The sequence below is a fragment of the Parasphingorhabdus sp. JC815 genome (assembly GCF_040717415.1).
Lineage (GTDB): Bacteria > Pseudomonadota > Alphaproteobacteria > Sphingomonadales > Sphingomonadaceae > Parasphingorhabdus.
The window spans coordinates 78,749-91,454 of sequence record NZ_JBFEFM010000003.1 but is presented as its reverse complement, the minus strand read 5'-3'; the positions used below and the strand labels follow the sequence as shown (position 1 = coordinate 91,454).

Below are 12,706 nucleotides of genomic sequence, written 5' to 3'. Positions count from 1 at the left end.
AATGGGGAGGCAATTAGGCGATGGTTCGAGATGTTATCATCTCTCACGCGGAACTCTCGCCAGACATATATACGTTGATATCTGCCTTTGCTGCGTCGCAACATAGCGATACTTAAAATATAGTCAAGCCTTGCTGTTATCTGGCCGTGCTTCTCCCTGACCAAGGCGGCTTTACAGTCGTTATTCCTGTGACTTACCCGCTTAAACGACAAAAGGTGGACGGTAAGCGGGCGATTCGTTCAGCCGTTGGCCGATCCGAACCGCCCTGAAAATCTTAGGCTGCATCCTTTATTTCACGAAGCGTCACATCAAAGGAAATATCTTGCCCGGCAAGCGGGTGGTTGCCATCGGCCTTTACGGATTGATCGTTTACGGACACCACGTAAAGCGTAATAGTCGAACCGTCTTCCTGTTGTGCCTGAAGCGCCATGCCTGGCTGCGGCTCGGTATCCGCTGGCAGGTTCTGCCTCGGAATATCGATAACCATTTCTTCGCGTCTAGGACCAAATGCTTTCTCACATTCGATTGCGACTGTCTCTTTGTCGCCGACTTTCATGTCCGTCAGCTTTTCTTCAACCTGCGGGAAAACCGCGCCATCGCCAAGCTTGATTGCCTGTGGGCCTGTTTCTTCGGTATGTCCGACAACCGTGCCATCGCCAATGCGAACGGAATAATCGATTACGACTGTATCGCCTTGCTTTGCATTCTCCATATATATCCTTTCTGAGAGGGGAAAACGGTATGTTCAAACCGTTTGGTATTGCGTTTCAAATCGAAGCGCGCTGACTGAATTGTCGCAACCAGGAACACTCTAGTCAAACATATTCTTTGAAACCGGCCTGTCTGACTGCTGCAAACCGGGCGTTAAGAGGAAAATATTTTGCTTCAATATAGCTCGGTTTTATGCGCCTTTCGGGCGATAAAATATTATAGATGGACAGGCGCCAAGTTTCACCAAACTAATGGTCGAAACTAATGGCCAAAACAATAAGGCCACCCGCTAATAAAGCCACCTTCTAATAAGATCGTGGCAGGTCCAGCACATGTTCTGCCAGATAAGAGAGGATCAAATTCGTCGAGATCGGCGCGATCTGATATAGCCGTGTTTCCCGCCATTTGCGTTCAATGTCATAATCCTCGGCAAAGGCAAACCCGCCATGGGTTTGCATACAGGCTTCACCAGCCGCCCATGATGCTTCGGAAGCCAGCATTTTCGCCATATTGGCTTCTGCCGCCATCGACTGCCCTTCATCAAACATCGCCGCTGCTTTACGCACCATCAGGGCCGCAGCCTCGGTTTGGGCATAGCTACGCGCAATAGGAAACTGTACGCCCTGATTTTGCCCGATCGGGCGGCTGAACACTTCGCGTTCGCGGGCATAATGGGAGGATTTTTCGGTAAACCACCGCGCATCACCGATACATTCAGCCGCGATCAAAACCCGCTCGGCATTCATCCCATTCAAAATATATCGCAGACCCCTGCCCTCTTCACCGATCAGATTAGCCGCAGGAACGCGCAGATCATCAAAATATACTTCGGTCGTGCTATGATTGATCATCGTGCGAATGGGCTTGATTGTCAGGCCATTACCAACCGCTTCGCGCATATCAACAATGAATACCGAAAGGCCATCTGTCCGTTTCTGGACCTGATCCAGCGGCGTCGTGCGCGCAAGAAGGACCATCAAGTCGCTATATTCCGCGCGGCTGGTCCAGACTTTCTGCCCATTGATGACATAATCATCGCCAACACGAACCGCAGTGGTTTTCAGACCAAGCGTGTTGGTCCCACTGCCCGGTTCTGTTACGCCAAAGGCTTGCAGGCGCAATTCTCCGGTCGCGATTTTGGGCAGATATTGCTGTTTCTGTTCATCACTGCCGTCGCGCAATATTGTGCCCATGATATACATTTGTGCGTGGCAGGCGCTGGCGTTGCAACCGCTGCTGTGGATTTCTTCTAAAATGGCAGTGGCGGCGGATAGCCCCAGACCGCTGCCGCCATATTCTTCCGGAATAAGCGCGGCGAGAAACCCTGCATTGGTTAACGCATCGACAAATTCAGCGGGATAGGCGCGTTCGCGGTCCTTTTCCCGCCAATAGCTACCGGAAAAATCGCTACACAAGGCGCGCACTGCCTCACGCATTTGTGCAATGTCTGGAGTGTCAGTCCACATTATAGCTACTCCGCTGGACGCTCAGACTAGAGCCGCGCTGCGTGCCAGCGCAAATGGTCGTCCATGAATGTCGAAATAGTGAAATAGCTATGATCATATCCTTCGCGCATATTAAGCGTCAGGGGAATAGCGGCGCGGTCGCAGGCTTCCACTAACAATTGTGGTTTAAGCTGCTCTTCAAGAAACTGGTCAGCCGTGCCTTGGTCGACCAATATGTCATTGACCCGTGCGCCATCATCAATCAACGCGCAAGCATCATATTTCCGCCAGCTTGCTTGGTCGCTACCCAAATATCCGCCAAGCGCCTTGTGCCCCCATGGGCAATGCAAGGGCGACGCAATCGGAGCAAAAGCAGAGACGCTTTTGAACCGTTCAGGGTTTCGCAGAGCGATGGTAAGCGCCCCGTGACCGCCCATGCTATGGCCAAATATGCCCTGCCGATCCATATCAGCCGGAAATTCCCGGGCGATAATTTCGGGAAGCTCGCGCTCTATGTAGCTACGCATCCGGAAATTGGCCGCCCAAGGCTGCTCTGTAGCATCGACATAAAAACCCGCGCCCTGACCCATATCATAGCTGTCATCATTGGGCACGTCATCCCCGCGAGGGCTGGTATCAGGGCAAATGACGATAAGGCCCAGTTCCGCCGCCATACGGCGATACTCGCCCTTGTCCATGACATTGGCATGGGTGCAGGTCAGGCCGGATAAATACCAGAGCACTGGCAGTTTTGTGCCATCCTGATGGTCGGGAACAAAGACCGCGAAGGTCATATCCGTTCCCGTTTCGGCGGAGCTGTGGGAATAGACACCCTGTACCCCGCCGAAAGATTTATTGGTCGATAATGTTTTTAACGACATTTCTGCCTCAACCCATCCTGTGCAGTGCACAGAGTTTATTGCCGGACGGATCGCGCAAATAAGCAAGATATAGCGAACCAGCCGCTCCTTCACGTACACCCGGTGGATCTTCTATGGACGTACCACCATTTTCCAGACCAGCCTTGTGCCATGCGTCTGCTTGTTCTGGTCCTGAAACAGCGAAGCCGACAGTGCTGCCATTACCGCAACTGGCCGGCTTTCCGTCAATCGGCTTGCTGATCGCAAAAATACCGGATTTATCCATCCAGAAAACACGGCCTTTGTCATCCATGTTACCGGGAGCATAGCCCAGCGCACCAAGGATTGCATCGTAAAATTTCCGTGATTCCTCAATATCGTCTGCACCCAACATAATATGACTATACATTATTATTTCTCCTGATCTTATATTTAATAATTACTACTTAAAAATATCACGGTTTAGAAAATCACAACGCTGCGAATGCTTTCCCCGGCATGCATCAAATCAAAACCTTTGTTTATCTCTTCCAGAGAAAGCGTGTGCGTAATCATCGGATCAATCTCGATCTTGCCATTCACATACCAATCAACAATTTTCGGCACATCTGTTCGCCCGCGCGCGCCGCCAAAGGCCGACCCTTTCCAGACCCGGCCTGTAACAAGCTGAAATGGCCGGGTGGAAATTTCCTTACCCGCTTCAGCGACACCAATGACTATGCTTTCGCCCCAACCGCGGTGACACGCTTCCAGTGCTTGCCGCATAACGTCGGTATTTCCGGTGCAATCAAATGTGTAATCCGCTCCGCCATCAGTCAGAGCAACCAGATGCTCGACAATATCGCCTTCAATTTGTGTCGGGTTAACGAAATCGGTCATTCCGAACTTTCGACCCCATTCTGCTTTTTCATTGTTCAGATCAACGCCAATAATCTTGTCGGCACCGACCATGCGTGCCCCCTGAATAACGTTAAGTCCAATACCGCCCAGACCGAAAACGACGATATTAGAACCCGGCTCAACCTTGGCCGTATTAGTCACGGCTCCGACGCCGGTGGTGACGCCGCAGCCGATATAACAGCTTTTATCAAACGGCGCGTCCGTGCGGATTTTGGCAACAGCAATTTCCGGCACCACGATGAAGTTGGAGAAGGTGGAGCAACCCATATAATGATAAAGTGTCTCCCCCTTATAGGACATGCGGCTGGTGCCATCAGGCATTAACCCCTGCCCCTGTGTTGCGCGAATGGCGGTGCACAGGTTGGTTTTTCCGGAGAGACATGATTTACACTGGCGACATTCGGGTGTGTAGAGCGGGATCACATGGTCATCAGGAGCAACAGAGGTAACGCCTGCGCCGACTTCGCGGACAATCCCGGCCCCTTCATGGCCCAGAACGCTGGGAAACTTACCCTCACTATCCAGTCCGTCCAGCGTATAGGCATCGGTATGGCAGATACCCGTCGCCATAATCTCGACCAGCACTTCGCCGGCCTTTGGCCCCTCCAGATCAAGCTCTACAATCTCTAATGGTTTCTTGGCTTCAAAAGCAACGGCAGCGCGGGTTTTCATGGGGAGCCTCCTAGCGTTCAATTGGATCAGTATATACAACCTTATCCTATCGCGGAGCGCAATCAACCGTCTATCGGCTTTTATCCGTATATTCACGAAGGCAGACGATAATAATCACCTAATCGGTCCAGAGCAATTTTCAAAACCAGCTTTCCCGATCGCGCTGGCCAGCCTAACCCTTTCTCAGCGACCGGAACGCCCTCCCCCGCGCATATAATCCGCCAGCAAATATCTGATAAATCCCTACCAAGATAGACCAAAGCATTGTCAAACCGCTGTTTCGCCGCAATTTGCTTTTCGGTTGCATGCAACATAGCGGGTGCGCCGCGCCGTCCGCGGCCCGGCGGCGTCATGCTCCAGTCCATAGTGACACTGGGCGCCAGATTGGCCCGCTCCCAATCAGCGCGCAGCTTTTCTCCGCTGGCTAATTGCCGATCTGTCAAATGGCCCCGTGCATGAAGCCAGCTTATTGGCGACTCTGAAAGATTTACGCTAACGCTTCGCACTGGCCGTTTTTTTGCCCCTTTTTTGCTGCGCCGCTTGCTAGCTTTAGGGCTGTCTTGCTGGGGATCGTGAGGAAGAGCGCGTTCGACCAATATTCGTGGATCCCTATATATGCTTTTCATTTTTGAGGGCATGTTCAACTCCAGTTCCGATGACAAAATCCACTCTTGCCATTTTGGCAAATATGTAGGAAAGAAAAAACCAGATAGGTTTGGAGATAGCTATGATTAGCCGTATAAGAGAAGTCCGGAAAGCCAAGGGGATGACGCTGGACGAAATTGCCCAGCGCTGCGAACCGCCAACTACGGCGCAAACTATTGGCCGGTTGGAAACAGGCATGCGTACATTGTCACTGGACTGGCTCAACCGGATAGCTGATGCGCTTGGGGTAGACAGCACGCAATTACTGGCGCTACCGGATCAGGATGAACTGCCGGTCGCTGCAATTCTTGATCATAAGGGCGCACATGCGCTCAAAAAAACCGAGACTGTTTCCCAGCCGACAATTGAGGCTGATATGGCCGCCTTGCGTGTTAAAAACAGTATTGGCGACTATCGTGCCGGTGATGATATATGGTTATCACGCTGGATGCCGGATCAATTTGGCGATGCCTTAAACCGTGATATATTGGTTCCGCGTCCGGGCGGGCGTTTCCTGTTTGGCCGCTTGATCGGACGAGATAGCGGTAAAATACATCTTTTACCTTTGGGAAGTGGCACACGGCAACAGGTCGTAAATGATCCGGAATGGATCGGCGTGGCCGTGCGTCTGGTAAGGGCGCTTTAAAGAGTTTGCGCTATGGCGGTGGCTATGGCCCGCCCAATTAACATATTAACATTATCGACGCTATTTCCTCACGCGGCTTCGCCCAATTTCGGCATATTTGTTGAACGGCAAACAGCGGAACTGGCTAACAGGCCGGACGCCAATGTGACCGTGATCAATCCGGTCGGAATACCGCCCTTTCCGTTCAGAAACTTGGCACCTTACCGGCGACTAATTACTTTGCCTCGCCATGAACAGTGGCGCGGTCTGAATGTCTATCGCCCCCGGTTCCCGCTGATCCCCAAATTTGGGGCTAGAAATCCCCTTCATATTGCGCGGGCGGTCCTTCCTCTGGTTAAAAAGCTCCATGACAGAAACCCGTTTGACCTGATTGATGCGGAATTTTTCTTTCCTGATGGTCCCGCAGCCATGCGGTTATCGGCTGCGTTGAACATTCCTTTCACAATCAAGGCGCGCGGGGCGGATATTCACCATTGGGGAAGCAGGCCCAAATGCTTAGCGCAAATATTATCCGCGGCTGACAAAGCGGCAGGCTTGCTGGCTGTATCAGGCGCATTAAAGCAGGATATGCAGGCCATCGGAATGAATGGGGACAAGATCACTGTCCATTATACCGGGCTGGACCAGTCGAAATTCAAGCCGGTTGACCGTGCGGCGGTGAAAAAGCAATTGGGCATCACAGGCCCGTTGTTCATCTGTGTCGGCGCACTTATCAAGCGCAAAAACCAGCATTTGGTTATTGAAGCCATGGCATCTTTTCCCGATGCGACGTTAATGCTTGCCGGAACCGGCGAGGAAGAACAGGCTTATCGGGCCAAAGCCAGGATATTGGGCATAGAGGATCGTATCCGCTTTCTCGGCAATGTTCCGCATGATGATTTACCCAAATTGGTCGCTGCGGCGGATATTTCCATACTGCCGTCAAAATCGGAAGGATTGGCAAATGCGTGGGTAGAAGCGCTATCCTGTGGCACACCCATCATCATCAGCGAAGCCGGCGGCGCGCGGGAGCTGGTTCAAAGCGAGACTGCCGGACGGATCGTGCAGCAGGATAGCGCGGAAATTGCACAAGCAATCCAAGAGATATTGGCTAATCCGCCAGCCGCGGATGAAGTACGAAAAGCTGTCAGTGGTTTTAGCTGGAAAAACAATGGCGACATATTGGAAAAAATATTCACTGGCATATTACAGCCTGAATCGGAGGCGCGTATATTAGCGTAGCGGCATGAACGCGCCGATTATCCAACGCTCTTCCGCGCGTAAAACGCCCCATGCCCGCGCAGCAGCACGGCTGTCCATCACTTCGATACCTATATTTACTGTCTCTGCCGCACGGCGAAAATCTGCGGGAGGCTGTTCCATTTTGCTGCCGCTACCAAAAAGTAGAAACTCCGGCATGGGCGATAGATTTAGCGCCGCGATAATATCATCCAGATTCAGGTTCGCGCGATCCGGCGCATCCCATGACAATGCCTGTTCCGGTGAGAGCAACAAGCCATTATCATAGCGTTGCTCACCAATTTTATAACCTGTCGCTGAAAAGCCGGTAACAATCGGCCCTTCAAATTCAACGTCGCGTCTCAGTTCTACCATAATATTTCAACGATCAGCCAATTTCCTCTGGACCGCCGACCCTTTCCGCCTTTCCGGTTGATTCCGCCGGTACAAAGCTATCGGATGCAACTTTTAACCAGACCAGAACCGGCCCCGCCATATAAACGGATGAATAGGTGCCGATCACCACGCCAAGGGTCATCGCCGCTGCAAAACCGAAAATCACATCCGGTCCCCAAATAAGCAGAGCGGTCAGTGCGGTTATTGTGGTCAAGCTCGTCATAACCGTGCGGGCGAGTGTCTCGTTGATCGACAGATCGAGCAGAGCGATAATATCCATCTTGCGGAATTTCTTAAGATTTTCCCTGATCCGGTCATATACCACAATTGTATCATTGAGCGAATAACCGATGATCGTCAGTAAAGCCGCGACAATATTCAGATTAAACTCAAGCTGGGTCAGAGCAAAGAAACCGAAGGTCAGCACGATGTCATGAACAAGGGAGAGCAATGCGCCAACCCCAAACTGCCATTCAAACCGGACCCAGATATATATTGAAATGGCGATCATCGCGCCAACCAATGACCAGACACCTTTGGATAACAGCTCCTCCGACACCTTGCCGGACACAGAATCCACCCCGTCAATACGAACACCGGGATAATCAGCTTTCAACATGTCGGTAATCCGGTCAGCCATTTTATTAGCCAATTCCGGATCCTCCCCCGAACCTTCGGGCAATTTCATACGGATCGATACTTCATTGGGCTGGCCAAAACGCTGAATCGTCGGATCGCCGTAGCCAAGCGCGCCAACCTTGTCCCGCAATTCCGAAATCGGAGCATCGGCGGTCTGGGTAAATGTTGTGCGGATCATTTGGCCGCCGACAAAATCCACGCCGAAATTCAGGCCGCGCTGGGCGACCAGAACCATAGCGCCAATGGTCAGCAAGATGCTGAACCCAATGGCAACATTCCGCCATTTCAGAAACGGGAGATTGGTATCGTCCGGAACGAGTTTGAGAAGTTTCATAATCATTCCCTCCTATAATGCCAGCTCTTGCGGGCGGGCACGGCGCAGCCATAGCGCAACAAACATCCGCGTCACTACAACGGCGGTAAAGACGGATGTAACAAGTCCGATGATCAGGACAACGGCAAAACCGCGAACAGGACCGGAACCAAAAATAAACAATAATAAACCGGCGATAACCGTGGTGATATTGGCGTCAAAAATCGCTCTGGAGGCTTCTTTATAGCCCACTTCAACCGCCTGAACCACGCGCCTGCCTCGCCGCCTTTCTTCCCTGATCCGTTCATTGATCAACACATTCGCATCAACCGCAGAACCAACGGTTAAAATGAAACCGGCAATACCGGGCAGGGTCAATGTCGCGTTGAAAATCGCCATGACACCAAGGATCAGAAACAGATTCAGTGCCAGCGCAAAGTTGGCATACATTCCAAAGCGGCCATAAGACACAAGCATGAACGCCAATACTGCGACACTGGCAATGATCGCGGCGATCATGCCTTTACGGATAGAATCAGCGCCAAGGTCGGGACCGACCGTCCGTTCTTCCACCACCTGTAATTCCACCGGCAAGGCACCTGATCGCAATGCAATGGCAAGCTGGTTGGCGCCCTCAACCGTAAAATTGCCGGAAATCTGGGCAGAACCGCCCAAAATAGGCTCATTAATATTGGGCGCAGAAAGAACCACGCCGTCCAATATGATTGCGAAAGGCCGTCCCACATTATTTTGCGTTAGCCGCGCAAATTTTGCTCCACCTTCGGAATCAAAAGTGATGTTCACGACCGCAGCATTGGTGTCGGGGTCAAATCCCTGCCCTGCATCGGTCAGCTTATCACCGGAAATACCGCCAAGACGCTTTACCGCAATATTCGGCACGCCCGCCGGATTATCAGGATAAGGAAATATCTGGCTGCCAACGGGCGGACGTCCTTCGGCAATCGCGTTGGGGTCGGCTTCAAAATCAACCAGTTTAAATTCGAGTTTGGCAGTTTTTCCAAGCAACTCTTTCAAGGCTTCCGGATCTTCCAGACCAGGCACTTGTACGACGATCCTTGTGTCGCCCTGCCGGATGATTGTCGGTTCGCGTGTGCCCATTTCATCAATACGCCGCCGTATCACGTCAGTCGCTGTGTCCATTGCATTATCGACTGCGTTATCGATACCTGCTGAAGTCGGTGTTAGCACAAAGCGCGTTTCATCGCGCACCTCAATATTCCAATCCCGCTGCCCGGTCAGGCCAGCACCGGTGGTCAATGGCAATAAAACTTCTCTGGCAGCATCCACCTGAGTCGAATCACGCACCATGAAAGACAGTGCGCCGTCTTTACGGGAAATATCACCAATGTTGATCCGCGGACTTGCCCGGCGCATTTCTGCCCGCACGGATTCTTCCATGGTTAGCAGTCTCGTGGTTGCCACATCGGCTGGATCAGCCTCCAGCAAAATATGACTGCCCCCCGACAGATCAAGACCAAGGTTTATCGTTTCATCCGGCAAAAAGCTGGGCCAATATTTATGGCTTTCGCCAAAGAAAAGGCTGGGAAGCGACATCAGCACGCCAAAAGCCAGTAGCAACGATATGGAAATGACTTTCCAGCGCGGGAAATCTAACATCGTAAAATAATCCGTTCCCTATTCAGGTTTAATCGTTGGCCGGTTTACCGCTGCCGCGTGGCATAACGTCCGACAATGTAGCCTTAACCGCCTTCACGCGAATACCCTTGGCAATTTCAACCTCGACATATTCATCATCGACTTTCATCGCCTTGCCGACCAGACCGCCGCCGGTCACAACGTCGTCATTTTTCTGAACAGCCGCAATTTTGCTCTGATGCTCTTTCATTTTCTTTTGCTGTGGACGGATCAACAGGAAATAGAAAACAGCAAAAATCAGAACCAGCGGCATGATAGAAATCAGAAATCCGCCTGCACCCTCGGACGCGGCCTGCGACATGATTAAAAGTGAAGTCATCTCAATATCCCCAATAAACCTATTATTATAGCCTGATCACCAGACTGGTTGACCGCCATAGTTGTTCATCCAATGTCACGTGGCAAGATATTGGCCCAAAACACCGGACATAAACGCTGCGCGCCACTATCACGCACCCTGTTTGAAAGCAATCTATTAGCAATAAGAAAACAAACCGGTAAAACACGCACCAGACGCCATTCCCAGATGGGAGGGACTGTGCGATAGATCAAGCTGATGCAATTTTTTGCCCTATCGTTTTTCCAAAGAGCTTGCCAATAACGCTAGGCCGCCATATATGCGCGGGCTCGGACGGCAATGCCGCCGAAGGTCGGGACGTAGCGCAGCCTGGTAGCGCATCACACTGGGGGTGTGGGGGTCGTAGGTTCGAATCCTATCGTCCCGACCAATTTACCGTCTTTCCCAACCAAGAGCCGTAGTTTCCTTACCCCAAAAGACGTTCCAGCAAGCGGTTGAGAAACTCCTATCCCAATTCGCGCACCTGCCTTTGCACCTTGATGTGCACATTCGTTGTCTATTCATGGAGAATATCCAGTGGCGATCGCAATGGCCCACGCATTGATTATCACGCATCGATTAACCGGCCATCGTCCAGCTCGCGCTGCATCACCGCAGCTCTGTCGAGAGAGACGCGCCCGACACTGATGTCAATCATCTCGGTTGAAAAAGCACTATGGGTTGCGTGTCCAGCTGTGCCGGTCCTATCACTGCCATATCGCAGGCAAGGTTATCGGTTATATCAGGAGGCGATTGTGATTGATTTGATGTTGACGAATTCCTTGAGGCCAACCTCGCCATGTTCGCGGCCATAGCCAGAATTTTTGACGCCGCCAAACGGCATGTCTGGCGAAGCTATCGCGTAATTATTGATATTGACCATACCGGTATCAAAGTGAACCGACGCCATCTTGATAGCGCGGTCAACATCTTTGCTAAAAATACCTCCGCCCAAACCATAACGGCTATCATTGGCTATTTGCATGGCATCCTCGTCATCCTTGGCTTTAATAATCGAGGCGACCGGGCCGAAAATCTCGTCATCATAGGCTGGCTGACCCGGGGCAACGTCGACTAAGGCTGTGGCTGGATAGAACCAGCCGGTGCGTTCAGGAATCTGTCCACCAACCACGATTTTCGCGCCTTTAGCGACGCTTTCCTCGACCTGCTTGTGAACCTGCTCACGCTGGCTACTCGATACCAATGGTCCAAGCCCGCTTTCATCCTCGTTTGGATCACCCATAATGACGGCGTTAAAGGCATCTACAAAACCCTCCACGAAGGCATCATAATTTTTTTCGGTGACTATGAAGCGTTTGGCATTGACGCAGGTCTGACCATTATTGAACAATCGGCCTTGAACGCAGGTCTTTACCGCCAGATCGAGATCGGCATCATCGAACACCATATAAGCGTCATTTGATCCGAGCTCCATCACGGTTTTTTTCGTCACAGCTGCTGCCTTTTGCGCTACCGTGCGACCGGCCTTATCACTACCGGTCAGGGTTACGCCTCTCACGAGGTCATGTTCTATGATCTTGTCAGACTGGTCATGGCTAATCAGCAGAACGCCAAACAGCCCCTTTGGCAGTCCTGCCCGTTCGTAAATATCTCTCAGCATCAACCCGCTGCCGGTGCAGTTCCCAGAATGTTTAAGCAATATGCCGTTGCCGACCATCAGACTAGCGATTGAATATCGGATTGCTTGGTAGCAGGGAAAATTCCATGGCTGGATACCATAAATCACGCCCATCGGGGAATAGGTGACCAGCCCACGGCCATCAGGAACATCATGTTCTTCGTCGGCGAGTATCTCGGGACCGTTCTTGGCCGTATAGTCACAAATATGAGCGCACAGATCAATTTCCGCGCGGGAATCCTTTAGTAATTTGCCAACTTCATCGGTCATCAGCTGAGCATATTCTTCTTTTGAATTGCGTAGTTCCTCAGCGATAGCAGCGATGACCTCAGCTCGCTCTTCATGGCTCTTTAGCCGCCATTCGAGAAATGCCTCATGACTGGTTTCAACTAGCTTCATTGCCTCGTCGTCCGACATCATCGCATAGGATTCAAGCGTCCGTTCTGTAAGCGGGTTGGTGGTTTTAATAGACTTATCGGTCATAGAATATTCCAGAAATCTTCGCTGTGCTGCTTCAATGAGAGCTTTTATGAGTTTAGCGGTCGTGACCAATCAATGCATGAGCGGCGATATCGTTCCAATCACGTTCTCATCAGCTACAGAAGATT

At 51.5% G+C, this 12,706-nt stretch carries 13 protein-coding genes and 1 tRNA gene; 3 read left to right on the top strand and 11 right to left on the bottom strand.

The features are described 5' to 3' along the window. Positions 1 to 274 precede the first annotated feature (274 nt). The 6 genes from AB1K62_RS08565 to AB1K62_RS08540 form a co-directional block, all read right to left on the bottom strand. Complete coding sequence (locus tag AB1K62_RS08565; protein ID WP_367002951.1) at positions 275 to 712, bottom strand: FKBP-type peptidyl-prolyl cis-trans isomerase; 438 nt, start codon at positions 710 to 712, stop codon at positions 275 to 277. 304 nt (positions 713 to 1,016) lie between these two features. Continuing rightward, on the bottom strand, positions 1,017 to 2,177 hold the full coding sequence (locus tag AB1K62_RS08560; RefSeq protein WP_367002949.1) for an acyl-CoA dehydrogenase family protein: 1,161 nt from the start codon (positions 2,175 to 2,177) through the stop codon (positions 1,017 to 1,019). Positions 2,178 to 2,203: 26 nt separating this feature from the next. After that, the gene (gene fghA, locus AB1K62_RS08555; RefSeq protein WP_367003345.1) at positions 2,204 to 3,037 is read right to left on the bottom strand and encodes an S-formylglutathione hydrolase; all 834 of its coding nucleotides are present in this window, start codon (positions 3,035 to 3,037) and stop codon (positions 2,204 to 2,206) included. Positions 3,038 to 3,044: 7 nt separating this feature from the next. Continuing rightward, positions 3,045 to 3,425 carry a VOC family protein gene (locus AB1K62_RS08550; RefSeq protein WP_367002948.1) on the bottom strand — a complete coding sequence of 127 codons (381 nt, stop codon included), beginning with the start codon at positions 3,423 to 3,425 and terminating at the stop codon, positions 3,045 to 3,047. Between the two features lie 53 nt (positions 3,426 to 3,478). Beyond that, positions 3,479 to 4,588, bottom strand: a complete 1,110-nt coding sequence (locus AB1K62_RS08545; RefSeq protein WP_367002946.1) for an S-(hydroxymethyl)glutathione dehydrogenase/class III alcohol dehydrogenase — start codon at positions 4,586 to 4,588, stop codon at positions 3,479 to 3,481. 92 nt (positions 4,589 to 4,680) lie between these two features. Continuing rightward, positions 4,681 to 5,214: a DUF6456 domain-containing protein gene (locus AB1K62_RS08540; RefSeq protein ID WP_367002944.1), complete on the bottom strand. Its 534-nt coding sequence runs from the start codon at positions 5,212 to 5,214 to the stop codon at positions 4,681 to 4,683. A gap of 101 nt (positions 5,215 to 5,315) precedes the next feature. Here AB1K62_RS08540 and AB1K62_RS08535 point away from each other — a divergent pair, with 101 nt between their 5' ends. Together AB1K62_RS08535 and AB1K62_RS08530 are read left to right on the top strand one after the other, a co-directional pair. Then, positions 5,316 to 5,879, top strand: coding sequence for a helix-turn-helix transcriptional regulator (locus tag AB1K62_RS08535; protein WP_367002942.1), 564 nt, complete (start codon positions 5,316 to 5,318; stop codon positions 5,877 to 5,879). Positions 5,880 to 5,903: 24 nt separating this feature from the next. Then, positions 5,904 to 7,100 (top strand): glycosyltransferase, encoded by a 1,197-nt coding sequence (locus AB1K62_RS08530; RefSeq protein WP_367002940.1) that lies wholly within the window; start codon positions 5,904 to 5,906, stop codon positions 7,098 to 7,100. On the opposite strand, the gene AB1K62_RS08525 is transcribed toward AB1K62_RS08530, so the two are convergent. The 4 genes from AB1K62_RS08525 to yajC are packed head-to-tail and all read right to left on the bottom strand — an operon-like array spanning position 7,092 to position 10,441. Further along, entirely contained in the window at positions 7,092 to 7,472 is a 381-nt protein-coding gene (locus AB1K62_RS08525) for an MTH938/NDUFAF3 family protein (protein WP_367002937.1), read from the bottom strand. The genes AB1K62_RS08530 and AB1K62_RS08525 overlap by 9 nt on opposite strands. A 13-nt stretch (positions 7,473 to 7,485) precedes the next feature. After that, entirely contained in the window at positions 7,486 to 8,466 is a 981-nt protein-coding gene (secF, locus tag AB1K62_RS08520; RefSeq protein ID WP_367002935.1) for a protein translocase subunit SecF, read from the bottom strand. Positions 8,467 to 8,478: 12 nt separating this feature from the next. Next, positions 8,479 to 10,083, bottom strand: a complete 1,605-nt coding sequence (gene secD / locus AB1K62_RS08515; protein WP_367002934.1) for a protein translocase subunit SecD — start codon at positions 10,081 to 10,083, stop codon at positions 8,479 to 8,481. 28 nt (positions 10,084 to 10,111) lie between these two features. Then, a complete protein-coding gene (gene yajC, locus AB1K62_RS08510; protein ID WP_367002932.1) occupies positions 10,112 to 10,441 on the bottom strand; it encodes a preprotein translocase subunit YajC in 330 nt (109 codons plus the stop codon). A gap of 332 nt (positions 10,442 to 10,773) precedes the next feature. Here yajC and AB1K62_RS08505 point away from each other — a divergent pair. After that, positions 10,774 to 10,850: transfer RNA gene (locus tag AB1K62_RS08505), tRNA-Pro, on the top strand. Positions 10,851 to 11,201: 351 nt separating this feature from the next. Here AB1K62_RS08505 and AB1K62_RS08500 read toward each other — a convergent pair. After that, positions 11,202 to 12,581, bottom strand: a complete 1,380-nt coding sequence (locus AB1K62_RS08500; RefSeq protein WP_367002930.1) for an NAD-dependent succinate-semialdehyde dehydrogenase — start codon at positions 12,579 to 12,581, stop codon at positions 11,202 to 11,204. Positions 12,582 to 12,706 lie beyond the last annotated feature (125 nt).